The organism is Sulfuritalea hydrogenivorans sk43H (genome assembly GCF_000828635.1).
Lineage (GTDB): Bacteria > Pseudomonadota > Gammaproteobacteria > Burkholderiales > Rhodocyclaceae > Sulfuritalea > Sulfuritalea hydrogenivorans.
In genome coordinates this window covers 1,428,667-1,443,776 of the sequence record NZ_AP012547.1, presented here as the reverse complement: position 1 = coordinate 1,443,776, position 15,110 = coordinate 1,428,667, and the positions used below count along the sequence as shown (strand labels likewise).

General features: G+C 62.2%; 18 protein-coding genes. 3 read left to right on the top strand and 15 right to left on the bottom strand.

Going from position 1 to position 15,110, the window contains the following annotated elements; all coding sequences use genetic code 11:
• Nucleotides 1-8: 8 nt before the first annotated feature.
• The 13 genes from SUTH_RS07000 to SUTH_RS06940 form a co-directional block, all read right to left on the bottom strand.
• Nucleotides 9-407: a GFA family protein gene (locus tag SUTH_RS07000; protein WP_041098173.1), complete on the bottom strand. Its 399-nt coding sequence runs from the start codon at nt 405-407 to the stop codon at nt 9-11.
• Between the two features lie 25 nt (nt 408-432).
• Nucleotides 433-2,067, bottom strand: a complete 1,635-nt coding sequence (locus SUTH_RS06995; RefSeq protein WP_041098171.1) for an AMP-binding protein — start codon at nt 2,065-2,067, stop codon at nt 433-435.
• A gap of 155 nt (nt 2,068-2,222) precedes the next feature.
• Nucleotides 2,223-3,728, bottom strand: coding sequence for a glycerol-3-phosphate dehydrogenase (gene glpD, locus SUTH_RS06990; protein ID WP_041098169.1), 1,506 nt, complete (start codon nt 3,726-3,728; stop codon nt 2,223-2,225).
• Nucleotides 3,729-4,139: 411 nt separating this feature from the next.
• Nucleotides 4,140-4,439, bottom strand: coding sequence for a HigA family addiction module antitoxin (locus SUTH_RS06985; RefSeq protein ID WP_041098167.1), 300 nt, complete (start codon nt 4,437-4,439; stop codon nt 4,140-4,142).
• 12 nt (nt 4,440-4,451) lie between these two features.
• Entirely contained in the window at nt 4,452-4,733 is a 282-nt protein-coding gene (locus SUTH_RS06980) for a type II toxin-antitoxin system RelE/ParE family toxin (protein ID WP_041098165.1), read from the bottom strand.
• Nucleotides 4,734-4,879: 146 nt separating this feature from the next.
• Complete coding sequence (locus tag SUTH_RS06975; RefSeq protein ID WP_041098163.1) at nt 4,880-5,164, bottom strand: HigA family addiction module antitoxin; 285 nt, start codon at nt 5,162-5,164, stop codon at nt 4,880-4,882.
• Between the two features lie 9 nt (nt 5,165-5,173).
• Nucleotides 5,174-5,452 (bottom strand): type II toxin-antitoxin system RelE/ParE family toxin, encoded by a 279-nt coding sequence (locus SUTH_RS06970; RefSeq protein ID WP_041098161.1) that lies wholly within the window; start codon nt 5,450-5,452, stop codon nt 5,174-5,176.
• Nucleotides 5,453-5,711: 259 nt separating this feature from the next.
• Nucleotides 5,712-6,683 carry an IS5 family transposase gene (locus SUTH_RS06965; protein WP_041098159.1) on the bottom strand — a complete coding sequence of 324 codons (972 nt, stop codon included), beginning with the start codon at nt 6,681-6,683 and terminating at the stop codon, nt 5,712-5,714.
• A gap of 86 nt (nt 6,684-6,769) precedes the next feature.
• Nucleotides 6,770-7,036: a hypothetical protein gene (locus SUTH_RS06960; protein ID WP_041098157.1), complete on the bottom strand. Its 267-nt coding sequence runs from the start codon at nt 7,034-7,036 to the stop codon at nt 6,770-6,772.
• Nucleotides 7,037-7,277: 241 nt separating this feature from the next.
• Nucleotides 7,278-8,069 carry a hypothetical protein gene (locus SUTH_RS06955; protein WP_052473383.1) on the bottom strand — a complete coding sequence of 264 codons (792 nt, stop codon included), beginning with the start codon at nt 8,067-8,069 and terminating at the stop codon, nt 7,278-7,280.
• A gap of 4 nt (nt 8,070-8,073) precedes the next feature.
• Nucleotides 8,074-8,547 (bottom strand): hypothetical protein, encoded by a 474-nt coding sequence (locus tag SUTH_RS06950; protein WP_041098155.1) that lies wholly within the window; start codon nt 8,545-8,547, stop codon nt 8,074-8,076.
• Between the two features lie 34 nt (nt 8,548-8,581).
• Nucleotides 8,582-9,121: an NYN domain-containing protein gene (locus SUTH_RS06945; protein ID WP_041098153.1), complete on the bottom strand. Its 540-nt coding sequence runs from the start codon at nt 9,119-9,121 to the stop codon at nt 8,582-8,584.
• Between the two features lie 115 nt (nt 9,122-9,236).
• Nucleotides 9,237-10,400, bottom strand: coding sequence for a CBS domain-containing protein (locus SUTH_RS06940; RefSeq protein WP_197539659.1), 1,164 nt, complete (start codon nt 10,398-10,400; stop codon nt 9,237-9,239).
• 75 nt (nt 10,401-10,475) lie between these two features.
• On the opposite strand from SUTH_RS06940, the gene SUTH_RS06935 reads away from it, so the two are divergent.
• From SUTH_RS06935 to SUTH_RS06925, 3 genes are read left to right on the top strand one after another with little or no spacing between them, the layout of a single operon-like run.
• The gene (locus SUTH_RS06935; RefSeq protein ID WP_052473381.1) at nt 10,476-11,516 is read left to right on the top strand and encodes an integron integrase; all 1,041 of its coding nucleotides are present in this window, start codon (nt 10,476-10,478) and stop codon (nt 11,514-11,516) included.
• On the top strand, nt 11,513-12,496 hold the full coding sequence (locus SUTH_RS06930; protein WP_041098151.1) for an NAD(P)H-quinone oxidoreductase: 984 nt from the start codon (nt 11,513-11,515) through the stop codon (nt 12,494-12,496). The genes SUTH_RS06935 and SUTH_RS06930 overlap by 4 nt, the downstream gene beginning before the upstream one ends.
• Nucleotides 12,493-13,194, top strand: coding sequence for a DsbA family oxidoreductase (locus SUTH_RS06925; RefSeq protein WP_041098149.1), 702 nt, complete (start codon nt 12,493-12,495; stop codon nt 13,192-13,194). The genes SUTH_RS06930 and SUTH_RS06925 overlap by 4 nt, the downstream gene beginning before the upstream one ends.
• On the opposite strand, the gene SUTH_RS06920 is transcribed toward SUTH_RS06925, so the two are convergent.
• Both SUTH_RS06920 and SUTH_RS06915 read right to left on the bottom strand, forming a co-directional pair.
• Entirely contained in the window at nt 13,195-13,878 is a 684-nt protein-coding gene (locus SUTH_RS06920; protein WP_148312871.1) for a response regulator, read from the bottom strand. It lies immediately after the preceding gene.
• Nucleotides 13,875-15,107, bottom strand: a complete 1,233-nt coding sequence (locus SUTH_RS06915) for a GAF domain-containing sensor histidine kinase (RefSeq protein ID WP_052473826.1) — start codon at nt 15,105-15,107, stop codon at nt 13,875-13,877. The genes SUTH_RS06920 and SUTH_RS06915 overlap by 4 nt, the downstream gene beginning before the upstream one ends.
• Nucleotides 15,108-15,110 lie beyond the last annotated feature (3 nt).

Below are 15,110 nucleotides of genomic sequence, written 5' to 3'. Positions count from 1 at the left end.
TTCATCGGTCAGCGCTTGCGTTCGGCAAAGCGGGGATGCCTATCGGCGATATCGAACCACGACGCCTTCGAATCGACGAAGATGTGGAAAATGTTGTCGCACGCAAAAGGCGTGTCCACGGTCCCGATGCGCAGGCGCTTCACTTCCGGCACATCGTCCTTTGCGCTGTAGATCGGGCTGCCGCAGTTGGCGCAGAAGGCCCGCACCTTGCCCGGCGAGGACCGGTATTCCCTGAGCAGCGCGGCGCCCGCAATGATCCTGAAGCGGGCCGAATCGAGCGGGCTCACCGCGGCGAAAGCCGAGCCCTGCGCCTTGCGGCACTGCGAGCAATGGCAGAGCGAAATCTCCTCGATCTCGCCGTCATACTGGTAGCGGATTCCTCCGCACAGGCAGCCTCCTTCGATCATGTCGATATCCTTTCAAGCCCGGCGGCTAGTCGCGCAGCCTGAAGCGCTGCAGCTTGCCGGTTTCGGTGCGCGGCATGGCGGAGCGGAACTCGATCAGGCGCGGATACTTGTAGGGCGCCAGATGGTTCTTCACGTGCTCCTGCAAGGCCTTGGCCATCGCCGCATCGGGGTTGTAGCCGGCCTTGAGCGCAACGAAGGCCTTGACCACCTGGCCGCGTTCCGCGTCCGGCACGCCGACCACGCCGCACTCGGCCACCGCCGGATGCGCCAGCAGGCAGTCTTCGACTTCCGGCCCGCCGATGTTGTAGCCGGCGGAGACGATCATGTCGTCGGTGCGTGACTGGTAGAAGAAATAGCCATCGGCATCCATCAGGTAGGCGTCGCCGGTCAGGTTCCAGCCATCGCTGACATACGCCTCCTGGCGGGGGTCGTCGAGATAGCGGCAGCCGGTGGGGCCCTTCACCGCCAGGCGGCCGACGCTGCCCGCCGGCAGCGGATTGCCTTCATTGTCGAGGATGCAGGCGCGGTAACCGGGGATCGGCCGGCCGGTGGCCCCGGGCCGGACGTCATCCTCGGTATGCGAAATGAAAATGTGCAGCATCTCTGTGGCGCCGATGCCGTCGATGATGCAAATCCCGGTGGCCTCCTGCCACAACTTGCGGGTAGCGACCGGCAGCGCCTCGCCGGCCGAGACGCACTTGCGCAGGCTGGAAGTGTCGAACTGGCCCACCTGACCGGCCATCATGCGATAGAAGGTCGGCGCGGTGAACAGCACCGTGACCTTGCTGTCCTGCACCGTCCGCAGCAGCAGGTCCGGCGTCAGCCTTTCCACCAGCACCGCCGATCCACCCAGCCGCAACGGAAACAGCAGCATGCCGCCGAGGCCGAAGGTGAAGGCCAGCGGCGGCGTGCCGCAGACGATGTCGTCGCCTTCGAGCTTGAGCGTGGAGCGCGGAAAGCAGTCGCAGATCGCCATCACGTCGCGATGGAAATGCATCGTGCCCTTGGGCTTGCCGGTGGTGCCCGAGGTAAACGCGATCAGGCAGATGTCATCGCGCGCGGTATCGATGTTGTCGAAGCTGGCGGGCTTGGCCGCCATGCGCGGCTCCAGGCGATCCAGGCCGGGCACGCCCGCGTCGCCGTTGTAGTAGCTGAGGCTGGTCAGCGTCGGACAGGCGCCGCGCGCGATCTCCAGCTCCTCGGCGAGCCGGGCGTCGCACAGCGCATGCGATATCCGCGCCTTGACGATCACGTCGGTGAGCTCCTTGGCGCGCAGCAGCGGCATGGTGGTGACGACGATGCCGCCGGCCTTGATCACGGCGAACCAGCAGGCCGCCAGCATCGGGTTGTTGGCGGAACGCAGCAGCACGCGATTGCCGGGGATCAGCCCCATGTCCTCGACCAGCACGCGGGCGATGCGGTTGGCGGATTCCAGCAGTTGGCGATAGCTGAAGTTGCCCGCCGCGCTGTAAATCGCCATGCGCTCGCCCCAATCGTGTTCGTTCACCGCGCGATCGAGCAGCTCCGCCGCGCAGTTGATGCGCTCCGGGTAGCGCAGATGCGGCAGCTCGAACAGGAACTCCGGTTGCAGCTCCGCCGGCGGCAGGTGGTCGCGGGCAAAGGTATCGAGGTGGGCGGTGCGGGTGTTGCCGGTGCTCATGTCGGGCCGATTCGGATTGCGTCGGCACTAAATCTAGTGGGTTCCGGGCGTGGCGTCAAACCGCTCCGGCGCCACCCGCCGTTGCCTGCCCGCGAAGCGGAATTCCAGGTACGCAGAGCGAGCCGGCGCCGACTCTTGCAATCGCCGCATCGGCCCTACTCACCCAGCCACCGCCCTACCCGCTCGCGCTGCTCCGGCGTCATGTGCAGGCCGCATTTGCTGCGGCGCCAGAGGATGTCGTCGGCGGAATGCGCCCACTCGCGGGCCAGCATCCATTCCAGTTCGCGCTCACACAGGCCACCGCCGAAGTCCTCGCCCAGATCGTCCGGCCCGCGCGCAGCGCCCAGCAGATCGGGCAGCTCGCTGCCGTGCCGGCGCGCCAGCGCATCGCGTTGCGCCTCCGCCAGCCAGGGATAGCGCGGTGCAATCTCGCGCCGGACAAAGTCGTCGAGCCCGCTCGCCGGCATCGCGCCGCCGGGCAGGGTCGAAGCTTCCGTCCACGCCGGCCGCCGCGCGCCGAGCGTCGCCGCCAGCTTGTCGACCACCTGCTCGGCCAGCCGGCGATAGGTGGTCAGCTTGCCGCCGAACACCGACAGCACCGGCGCCTGCCCGTCGCCGTCCAGGCGCAGCGTGTAGTCGCGCGTGATCGCCGAGGGATCACCCGAGCCGTCGTCGTACAGCGGGCGCACCCCGGCGTAGCGCCACACCGCATCCTGCGGCCGCGGCGCCTGCCGCAGGTAGCGCCCGGCGGCGGCGCACAGGTAGGCCGCCTCCTCCGCCGTGGCCTGCGGATGCAGCGGATCGCCGGTTTCCACCACGTCGGTGGTGCCGAGCAGCGTGAAGCGCCCCTCCCAGGGAATCATGAACACCACGCGGCGGTCGTCGTTCTGCAGGATGAAGGCGTGCTCGCCCGCGTAGAGCCGGGGCAGCACCAGGTGGCTGCCCCGCACCAGCCGCACCGAATCGGTCGAGGGTACGCCGAGGCGCTGGTTCAATACGTCCTTGACCCACGGCCCGGCGACATTGGCGATGGCCCGCGCCCGCAGCGTTTCGCCATTGCCGAACCGCGCCTGCCAGAACCCGTCGACACGCCGCGCCGCGACCAGTTCGGTGCGCGGCAGGATGCGCGCGCCGAGCCGCTGTGCATCGCGCGCATTGGCGATCACCAGCCGCGCATCGTCGGTGCGGCAATCCGAGTAGATGAAGCCGTGGCGATAGCGCGCCTGCAAGCCGGCATCGTAAGGCGGCCGATCCAGCCGCACCGAGGCCGAGCCCGGCAGCAAGGCATCGGCGTGATGCCCGCCGAGATGGTCGTAGAGGAACAGCCCGGCGCGGATCATCCAGCGCGGCCGCAGCCAGGGCACGTGGGGCATGATGAAGCGCGCCGGCCAGACCAGGTGCGGCGCCATGCGCAGCAGGGTTTCCCGTTCCGCCAGCGCCTCGGCGACGAGGCGGAATTCGAACTGTTCGAGATAGCGCAGCCCGCCATGCACCAGCTTCGAGGAAGCCGACGAGGTCGCCCCGGCCAGGTCGCCGCGCTCGACCAGCGCCACCGAGAAGCCGCGCCCCGCCGCATCGCGCGCGATCCCGGCGCCATTGATGCCGCCGCCGATGACCAGCAGGTCGATCGGTGGAGAAGATGGAAGAGCGTCAGCGGACATGAAGCGGCATGTTACGCCGTGTCGGATTCTGTTTGCCGGGGTTCCCCTTATGTCTCGCAGTGACGGTATCCCCTGGTAGGACGCACGCCGGCAAGCGCCGACCTTGCTGCCCGGCCGCGGACGCTTGCGCTGGCCCGGCAACAAATCCGATGCCGGCCCGTCAACCCTTGTTCTTCGGAAACGAACAGCAGCCTGAAGGCAACAGTCGGCGCTGACGGCACGGCGATTCAAACATTCGTAAGGTGAAATGACAACTGGCGCGCTGCGGATAGCGCCAGTCGGAGGAGATTTTGCGGCTCGAAAGGGGATTTTCTACAGCTTCAACGTTCAAGCTCAGGGGCGGTACGCGCCTTCATCGCGCAGCGACCCCTGAAACGCAGGGTTCGACCCCGCCTGCCGCACGGGCTGCGTTTAGGCAGCCAACAACTGACAACGGGAAATACGCGAAAGAACTTCACCCATGCTTTCGCGTGCAATCGCGGTGTCGTAGTTGGCCTGTCCCCGAAGCCACCATCCATCGCTGAGCCCAAAGTACCGGCACAGGCGTAGATCCGTGTCTGCGGTAATGGCCCGCTTGCCCGCAACGATGTCTCCGATTCGTTGCGGGGGTACGCCAATATCCTTGGCCAAGCGGTATTTGGTCAAGCCAAGCGGCTTCAAGAACTCTTCATCCAGCATTTCGCCGGGAGACACAGGTGGAACAGTACGCATGTCAAAACTCCTTCAGTGGTAATCAACGATCTCCACGTTTTTCGGGCCTTCCGCAGTCCAAACGAAGCACACGCGCCATTGATCGTTGATGCGAATGCTGTATTGCCCCTTGCGATTTCCGTTTAACGCCTCGAGTTGATTTCCAGGGGGAATACGCAAATCTTCCAGCACCATAGACCAGTCAAGCTGCTCAAGCTTACGCAAGGCAGGCCGCTCAATGTTTACCCAGCGGCGAACCCGCTGACCAAGAAATAGCGCGTGTGTGTCTTTGCATTTGAAGCTCTTGATCGGCATGTACAAATATTAACGTATGCCGTGCATAACGTCAAGCATGCATAGGTGCCGGTGAAGTGGGAATGCCTTGTGGGGTCGAACGTAGAGGTGACCAGCGCTGCGCGGCTTCATCGCGGCGCGTCCCCTGGAACGACGGGTTCGGCGTCTTAGGCGGCAAGCTTGATGACCTTGAGTGCTTTGCGCCCTTGCTCGGCGTGCCACAGGTCGTATTGCACTTGCTGGCTCAGCCAACTCTCGGCGCTGGTGTTGAAGGCGATGGATAGGCGTATCGCCATTTCGGGACTGATGCCCGAGCGCCCGTTGAGGATTGCCGAAAGGGTTTTGCGGCTTACGCCCAAACCTTTCGCAGCCTCGGTAACCGTAAGACCCACAGGCTCCAAGCACAAAGACTTGATGATTTCACCCGGATGAGGGGGGTTGTGCATACGCATAGCAGTACCTCAGTGATAGTCCTCGTAGTCCACCAGTTCGGCGTCTCTTCCGACGAACTGAAACGCGACCCGCCAGTTGCCGCTCACCCACACCGACCAGACGCCCTTGCGCTCGCCCTTTAGCGCGTGGAGGCGCAAGCCGGCCAAGTCCATGTCCCGGGCGGCCGTTGCGACATGCAGCCGACCGAGTATGAGCCGTAGCCGCTCCGCGTGTTGAGCCTGGATACCCGACTTGGAACCGTGCTCGAAAAAGCGGGCCAAGCCCTTGTGTTTGAAACTCAGGATCATGCGCTATCGTAACCCGAGGCGTTACAGATTACAAGACGCCGAACGTTCAAGCTAACCGGCGCTACGCGGCTTTATCGCGCAGCGTCCGTGTTGATGGATGGGTTGGGGGCGGGATGGCACAGCTAGGGAAATGCTGAACAAGCCACCGCAAAAAACGGCGACGGGCTGAAATAGAGACGAAACTGTGACGGAAATGCCATATTCATGGGGTGCTTGGCCCATTCGGGAGCGGATAAGGGGGAATTCTCCCTTGTCTTGCTCATGCCGGACGCACCTCTCCCGTCAATGGTCGTGCCCACTTGCTGACGTTGAGCATCGCCAGCATGGCAAAGGCGCGATTGGCGTTCTTTGCCAGACCGCGATAGCGAACCTTGGCAAAGCCCCACAGGCGCTTCACGGTCAGGAACGGGTGCTCGACCTTGGATCGCACGCTGGACTTGCGGCGGTTGGTTTCCTTGTCGGCGTCCGTCAGCGGGTTGTTCCGATAGGCGCGCTTGTTGGTGAAGTCCTTCGCCTTCGGCGCGATGACCTTCAGCCGCTTACGCTGCTCTTGGCCCCGATAGGCGCTGTCGCCGTAGAAGCGAGTTTCCGCACCATGCAGCAGGTTCGGCACTTGGTGGCTGTCATGAACGTTGGCGGCCGTGACGCTGGCGCTATGGACCAGTCCGCTCTGGCTGTCCGTGCCGATGTGCAGCTTCATGCCGAAGTGCCACTCGTTGCCCTTCTTGGTCTGGTGCATCTCCGGGTCGCGGCTCTTCTCCTGGTTCTTGGTCGAGGGCGGCGCGGCAATCAGGGTGGCATCGACAATCGTGCCGCCGGAGAGCTTCATGCCGTTGGCCAGCAGCAATTCGCCGATCTTGGCGAACATGGCGGCTCCCAGATCGTGACGTTCCAGAAGATGCCGAAAGTGCAGCAGGGTCGTGGCGTCTGGCACCCGTTCCCGGCCCAGGTCGATGCGGCAGAACTCACGAAACACGGGGACATCGTAGAGGGCGTCTTCACAGGCTTCGTCGGCCAGGTTGAACCAGTTGGCGACGCAGTACATCCGCAGCATGCGCTCCAGTCCCACCGGTGGCCGGCCATTCCCGGCCTTCGGGTAATGCGGTTCAATCACGGCGCAGAACTCGGCCCACGGCATCAGGCGATCCATCCGCGCCAGAAACTCCGCCTTGCGCGTCGCACGGTTGTGCTTCTCGAATCCTCGTGTCGCCGCCAGCGTCATTTGTTTCATCGTTCTATCCCTTGTGATCAACACTCTTTGTCTGACCCAATGACGATGAGATCGTTCACAGTGTTTGTACCTTATTCAGTGTTTCCCTAGTCCTTCTTGGCGAGAACAGCAGAGATTTTCTTGGCTGGGCCAACGCAACTTTGAAGGTCAAGCCCGAGCCCGAACGCTTGATTTAGAACGTCCATCACATGCTTCTCAGGTTTAACTGAATCGCCCCGTACCTTCAGCCCAAAGACAATGTCTGCCGCTTCGACGCGGTAGCCATCGAGGTCTGTGACTTTCTTCGCGGCGTCACCAAGGGGATTCCATTCAGCGAGAACTCGTGCAACTGCCTCAACCTTGGGATTGCTCATTTGTTACCTCGATGAGACGAACACAAACCTTCCCAGAATTCGCGATAGGGCATTAGCGACTCGTGCTTTGAGCGCCAATGTGCGTCGATGCCGTCCCAGCCATTTCCTTGGAACACGTGACCGCACTCTGGGCAGACGCGTGGGAGCTCAGTTTTTTGCTTCTTCGCACAGCAAAGGCACGACTCGCGCATGGCGGTTTCCTAAAGCCCCCAACGTTTGAATTCACCGGCGCTGCGCGGCTTCATCGCGAAGCGCCCGGTGGAATGATGGGTTGGGCCGCTAGCAGGCTTTCTTCGACATACTTGGCTCCCTTAGGCGACAAAGTGACACTGTCAGTTTCCCGATCCCATTCGACGAAACGGTCACTATGAAGTTTTGACAGTACCTTCGACTTGAAAACGCCAGGGTTTGAGTATTCGATCCAAGCGATCAAGTCCTCGGTCATTACTACCCCTTCTTGAGCTGAGTAGAGAAGTAGAAGCGCTTGGTCTCTTGCAATGAGGCCGTCCCTCAAAACGCGCCGTTTGCCGGCGACCTCCCAAACATCTGGAAGTTGCCGAATTGCCAGCGCATCGACAATGTCCTGTGCCTCTTCAAGAGAGAGGTGGTGGTGAATGCGGATTAGTTCGCAGACTATCCAATCGGCAGTCTTGCCAATTAGTGCAGCATCAATTGCATTTGGATCGACGTCACCGCCAATGTGCCCGATTCCTCTTGTATTCCGCATTGTGTAAAGGAATAGCAAAGCGCGAGGCAAAACGACTTTTTCGGAGTCAGTGATTGCAGTTGCAGCAGAGCTTGTAACTATCCGGCGGCACTCGTCTGCGAAATTCGCAATCTTCTTCCCGAACGGCGTGTGTTGACCAAACGTACGCTCTTGCAAGAGACGTATTCCAGCCTCGCAAAGTTTTCCCGCGCTAAGTCCAGCGGCATCGTGGCGTGATTCTGAAAGGTTGGCTTTCAGTTCCAAGTAGGAAGTTACGATGTGCTTCCGAATTGAAGCTGGAATGCCGTTGAGTGCTTGGTTCAGCATTTATTCAAGCGTTTGAATATACGTATTGATTGTCGGAATTCTTCGTGCGTGAAAGCTCACGGCTACGTACCATTCGCCCAAGCTTTCCGGAGATTTCGTTGGGTTTTATCCGGCGTGCCAGATTGATCTCGCAGTGGGTGCAAATGTCACCGATGCTTCGGGGTTGTTTGAAGTAGCCTTCCTCAAAGATTTTCACCAACGTCGCAACGGCACCGCCGCCACTTGAGGCTTTTTTCTTCGTGACCCCGCTATCGTCCTTTTGGCCTGCCTGAGCCGACTTTGCGCGAGGTTTGCGTTTGGGCTTACTCCTTGCGGAGGAAGGTGCCGATTCCGGAGTGACGGGCGAAGTTGTCGCGGTGCCAGCGCTATTGAACAAGAGCTCGACAAGCCGCAATTGAACTGCCTCTGATTTGAACTTGTTGATGATTTCCGCAAGCTCAATCAGATGTGTTTTCGTTGTCTCAAAATCCTTGAACATAGTGCCCCCCTTCGAGTTGATTGGTCGCGCGGATTTACCGCGCCAAGTGGTCAAGGTATTGGTCAAGATTTACGAACTTTGTCGCAGCATCCTTCAGTTCGCGTGCCGCGTGACCCCAGAAAACCACATGCACAGGAATGCCTCGCTTCTTGAGCTTCTCGATGGCAGGAACGTAGTCGGAGTCGCCTGACACCAAGGTGATTTCGTCCTCCCCTACCTTTAGGATTTCGTAGGAATCTTCCATCATTGTTGCCACGATGTCGGTATCAATCTTCTTTTCGTGACCGGCGACGTTGCGGTCGTAGACGATGACTTCAAAGCCATTCTTTTCCGCTGCCGTCCAAAGAGAATCATTCTTAGGCGGACGAGATCCAAACAGTCCGGCCTTCCTTACCCCAGCGCGATCACCGCCTGCGAACTGAAACAATTTTCCAAAATCAATTTTCCAGCTGTAGTCGCAGATTTTTTGTTGAACGGCAGTCCAGACATCGGGCGCAAGTCCGTGCTGAGCGGCTGCGACGTGCATGCCTTCAATCCAAACGTTCGAGTTATCTACGTACAGAAGATTTGCCACGGCTATTCCTTCGGCGTGAGTGAGATGTATTGAGAGGCCCAACGTTCAAGGTCAGGGGCGCTGCGCGACGCTTTATCGCGCAGCGTCCCCTGCACCGCCGGGTTGGGCGTCAACGTCATAGCTTGCCCGCGATTTCACGAAGCTCGTGCATGAACTGCAAAAAGTGGCGAAGTAGCTGATGATCTTCTGGCGTAATACCGTCCGGATCGAAGTGCATCACGTCGTTGCGAATTCGCCGCACATTATCAAGCTCCCGGATGAATACCTTCCGATCCACCGTGAGCCCCGTCTTTCCCCAGTTAGCCGGGTTCTCAAGCAGACGAATGTACTCGCCAAGAGTGAGATCGGCCACGCTTTCTATGACTCTCTCAGGGTCTGCCGTATCTTTGGCGGAGGCCAGTTCCTCTGCGGTGAACTTTCCGTCAATTACTAGACGGACATGATTTTCGATTTCAGAGAGCAACAGGAATGGTTCGGAGAGTTGTTGAAATTGAGCACTAAGATCGGCCGTAGTGACAATGCCTGTGATCGTTTTGTCATCACCGCGCACAAGAACGTAGGAGTGTTCGATGATGTGCCCGATGACTCGAAAAAGCGAGTCCGTGGACAGAACCTCGAAATGTTCCTTCATGCACTCTCGGACTGCGCTGATTGGCTGCTTCCGCAGGGCAAGCCGAGAACCTACGCTTTCCCAACTGACGATTCCCTTTACATCACGTTCGTTGGTCATTACGGGTAATTGGGAATAGTCGTGCCTAAGCATCAGGGTCACTGCTTCCGCTAGGCTGCAATCCGGGGCCACACTCAGCGGCTTAATGTTTGCAGAGCCCAATCGTCCAACTCGAAACGCAGGGTCGGCGGACGCGCCAACGATAAGGGGTGAAGACTCAGTCAATTGTGCATCGAGGGTGGCTTCTTCGAGCGGCTGATCGGCCTGAATGGTCTGACCTGTGGCAGCTTCTACCACGGGTGGCAGCTTCAGCGCGAAGCGAATTCTTGAATCAATGTGGACGCCATTGAAATCGGGTACGGTGATTAGCTTGGCTCTTTCCAAGGCTCGGCTAATACGCCATGCCACCATGTACCCACGCCGCTCCGCACCAAACCAGCTAATGAACTGGCGAACGGTCAGAGGTTCTACGCTTTGGTCAGAGGAAAGCTTTGCGAAAATTTCCTCAAGTCGCTCAGCGGGTGTCATAGCAATTCCTTTGGCAAATGGTGGCGCGGCGAATTTGACGCCCAACGTAATGTCGGCGACAGGATTGACTGTAAACAACATATTGGACTGTCCAATATGCTGGCACCCCGTGCTAGCATACTGGTTATATTTACAGTTATTCGCCGGGGGTCGTCCATGGTGTCCAATAACTCCTGTGTTGCGGATGAGTCTGCCGCGTCGCCGCGCCTGCTTGACCGGGTGCGGGGCCGGTTGCGCGTCAAACACTACAGCCCGCGCACCGAAACGGCATATCTGGGATGGATTAGACGCTATATCATGTTCCATGGCAAGCGCCACCCGGCCGGCATGGGCAAGCCACAGGTGGAAGCCTTTCTGACCTCGCTGGCGGTGGAACGAAGGGTTGCCGCATCGACCCAGGCGCAAGCCTTGAGCGCCTTGCTGTTTCTTTATCGCGAAGTGCTCGCGGTCGAGCTTCCCTGGCTCGACGCGGTGACGCGGGCAAAGCAGCCGTCGCGCTTGCCGACCGTGCTGACACAGGCGGAAACGGCCGCCCTGCTCGGCCGGGTCGCCGACAGCGAATGCCAGCTGATCCTGCGCCTGCTCTATGGCTCGGGCATGCGTCTGCTGGAATGCCTGCAACTGCGTGTCAAGGATCTGTGCCTGACTCGGCGCGAGATCGTGGTGCGTGGCGGCAAGGGCGGCAAGGACCGCGTGACGATGGTGCCAGCCCGATTGGCCGTGGCGCTGCACGCGCAGCTTGCCCGCGTCAGGGCCCTGCACGAGGCGGACCGCGTGGCCGGGCGCGGTGACGCGTGCCTGCCCGACGACATGGCACTTGCCCATCCGCGGCTGCCTTACGGCTTCGGCTGGCAGTATGTGTTCCCGGCGGCGGGCCTGTCGGTCGACCCGCAATCGGGCAGGCTGCGCCGCCAACACGTCTGCGCGAAGCGCATCCAGCGTGCCGTCAAGAAGGCGGCGCAAGATGCCGGGCTGACCAAGCTGGTGTCGGTGCATACGCTGCGCCATTCCTTCGCCACGCATTTGCTCGAGAGCGGTTGCGACATCCGCAGCGTGCAGGAGTTGCTGGGCCATTCCGATGTTTCCACCACCATGATTTACTGCCACGCCCTCAACAGCGGCGAGCGCGCCGTGCCCAGTCCGCTTGACGGGCTGCTAGACTCGCAATCGTTTCCCCGACGGAGCACCCCGACATGAAATACATCGCCCACGGCAGCGGCGGCGACGCCGACTGCATGACGCTCGCCGATGGCCCGGCGCCAACGCCCGGCCCCGGCCAGATCCTGATCGAGGTGGTCTGCGCCGGCGTGAACCGCCCCGACGTGCTGCAACGCTCGGGCCGCTATCCGCCGCCGGCGGATGCTTCGCCGGTGCTCGGGCTGGAGGTCGCGGGCCGCGTCGCGGCGCTGGGCGCGGGCGTGACGGAATGGAAAGTCGGCGCTGGCGTTACGGCGCTGGCGCCGGGCGGGGGCTACGCCGAGTACTGCGTGGCGGCGGCGAGCCATGCGCTGCCGATTCCGGCGGGGATGGATTTCGCCATGGCGGCGGCGCTGCCGGAAACCTGGTTCACGGTATGGGCCAACCTGGTCGACCTGGGGCGCCTCGCGCCCGGCGAGCGGTTGCTGGTGCATGGCGGTTCCAGCGGCATCGGGCTGGTGGCGATCCAGCTGGCGAAGCACCTCGGCGTCGAGTGCTTCGTCACGGTCGGCAATGAAGAAAAGGCGGCCTTCTGCCTCGGCGCCGGCGCGGCGCACGCGATCAACTACCGCACGGCAGATTTCGCCGAGGAGGTGAAACGCATCACCGAGGGCACCGGCGTGGATGTGATCCTCGACATGGTCGGCGCGCCCTACCTGCAGCGCAACCTGGCCTCGCTGCGGCGCGACGGGCGGCTGGTGTATGTGGCCTTCCTCGAAGGCAGCAAGGGCGAGGCGGACCTGATGCCGGTGATGCTGAAACGCCTGACGATCACCGGCTCGACCATGCGGCCGCGCACCCAGGCCGAGAAGACCGAAATCCGCGACGCGCTGGCGATGAACATCTGGCCGGCGCTGGCGCGTGGCGAACTGCTGCCGCACCTGTTCGCCCGCTTCCCGCTGGCACGGGCGGCGGAGGCTCATCGCCTGATGGAATCGAGCCGGCATATCGGCAAGATCGTGCTGGACGTGCAGCCATGAAGCTGACCGTCGATGTGGTCTCCGACGTGGTCTGTCCGTGGTGCTTCATCGGCAAGCGCCATCTCGACCGCGCGCTGGAACTGTGGCGCGCGGAGCAGCCCGCCGGCGTGGCGACGGTGACATGGCGGCCCTTCTTCCTCAACCCGGACACGCCGGAAGCGGGCGAGCCCTACCGGCCCTTCCTGGAGAAAAAATTCGGCGGCCCGAAGCAGTTGGAAGAACTCTGGCAGCGCGTCAGCGCGGCGGGACGCGGCGCCGGCATCGAGTTCGCCTTCGAGAAGATCGAGCTGCGCGCCAACACGCTCAACGCGCACCGGCTGATCCATTACGCGCAGAAGTACGACACGGGAGTTATGTCTACGGCAAGGCCGAAGACGGTATCCCTTGCGGACGGCGCCGACGGTACGGTGACCCCGGCGCTGATCGAAGCCCTGTTCGCCGCGCAGTTCCTCCACGGCCGCCACGTCGGCGACCGCGCCGTGCTGGCGGCGGTGGCCGGCGAATGCGGGATGGATGAAGCGGCGGTTCGAAGCTACCTCGATAGCGACGAAGATGCGGAGGCGGTGCGCGCCGGCGACGCGGAGGCGCGGCGCCTGGGCATCGGCGGCGTGCCCTTCTTCATTTTCAACAACAAGCTGGCAGCTTCCGGCGCGCAGCCTCCCGACGCGCTGCTCAAGGCGATGTGCGAGGCTGCCTGATCAGGAGCCGCGTCGGCCCAGCTCGGCGGCCTTTTGCTCGACGGCAAATACGGCGGCCTCGACGCGCGAGGTGAGGTTGAGCTTGGCCAGGATGTGCTTGACGTGGAGCTTGACGGTATCGTGGCTGATATCGAGCACGCGGGCAATCGCCTTGTTCGACAGGCCTTGCGACAACTGCTGGAGTATCTCGCGTTCGCGCGCCGTCAGCAGCTTCAGGGTGTCGGCCTTGGTCGACGCGGCATTGCCGCCTTGCAGCAGGTTGACCAGCTTCAGCGTCATCGCCGGGGCGACCACGGTTTCGCCGCGCACCGCGCGCTGCACGGCATCGACCACGTCTTCCGGTTCCATGTCCTTCAGCAGGTAGCCCTTGGCCCCGGCCTGCATGGCGGCGGCAAGGTCTTCCTCGGCATCGCTGACGGTGAGGATCAGCACCGGGCCGGTCCAGCCGTCGGCCACCAGCTGGCGCAACATGCTGAGGCCGCCATTGGGCGGCATGTTGAGGTCGCTGATGATGACGTCGGGCCGCGTCTCGGCCAGTATGCGCAGGGCGTCGTCGCCATTGCCGGCGATGCCGGCGACGGTGATGGTGCCGCGCTGCTCAAGCAGTTCGGCAAGGCCCTTGCGAAACAGGGTGTGGTCGTCGACCAGCAACACGCGGATCGGATCGGTGGCTTCCATGTTCATCCCGAGACGCCTCCTCCAGGCGGAAAACTGAGTCTGACGCGAAAACCACCCTGAACCAGATTGGCGACTTCGAGATGGCCGCCGATCTTCTCCGCCCGCTCGCGCATGATCGCCAGGCCGAAATGATCGCGCAGGCCAGGATGTTCCTCGAAGCCGCCGACGCGATTGGCAATGGCCAGGAAACCCTGCCCGCCGCGGCCGTTGTCTTCGATCGTTGCATTGTAGTAGTCGCCCGCCGCCTCCAGCGTCATGCTGGCCTCGGTGGCGCCGGAATGACGGGCGACATTGGCCAGCGCTTCCTGCAGGATATGGAATACCTGGCTTTCCGCTTCCGGCGCCAGGCGCAGGTCGGTAAGCTTGTTTTCGTAGCGCAGGGCGATGCCGGTGCGTTCCTGGAAACCGCAGGCCAGGCCTTGCAGGGCGTGCTGCAGGCCCATCGGATCCATGCGGCTGCGAAACTGCACCAGCAGTTCGCGCAAATGCCCGTAGGCGTCGTCCAGCGCCTGGCCGACGTCGCCGGCATACTTGGCGGTGCGCTCCAGCGACTGCTCGGCAATGGCGTCGTTGAGCATCGCCATGCGCATCTTCATGTAGGCCAGGGTCTGCGCCAGCGAGTCGTGGATTTCGGCGGCCATCATCTGCCGTTCGCTGGTCAGCACGATGCGCAGGTTTTCGCGCTTGAGGCGCGCGTTTTCCAGCGCCATGCCGAGGTGCTCGCCGATCGAGCGGAACAGCAGCGCCACTTCTTCCGGCAGCTCGAAGGCTTCGGGCAGGAACAGGTTGTAGGTGCCGAGCAGCCGTCCTGCATTGGACAGCGGCACGACCACCATCGCCTGGCAGCCGCTCTTGAAGAAATCGCCTCCCGTTCGCTCGGCGCAGCCCTTGAGGTCGATCTCGAACAAGGGGCGATTCTGGCCGATGGCGATGCCGCACTGACCGCAATCGCGCGAGACGAGGCGCTCCTTCTCGACCACCGCCGGCGGCAGGCCGCGCGACGCAACCATGCGCAAATGCTGGCCGTCGCTGGTCAGCACCCGCACCACGCCGGCGTCGGCCTTGGCCAGGCGAATCATGGTGCCGAGGAAGCGGCCCAGCAGTTCGTCGAGGTCGTCTTCGTCGGCAAGATTGCTGGAAATCTCGCCGAGGACATGCAGCGCCTCCAGCGTGTAGCTGCCGGAAGGATCGAGGTCGAGATGCTCCTGGGGCGTGCTGTCGTCGGGACCGTTCATGAT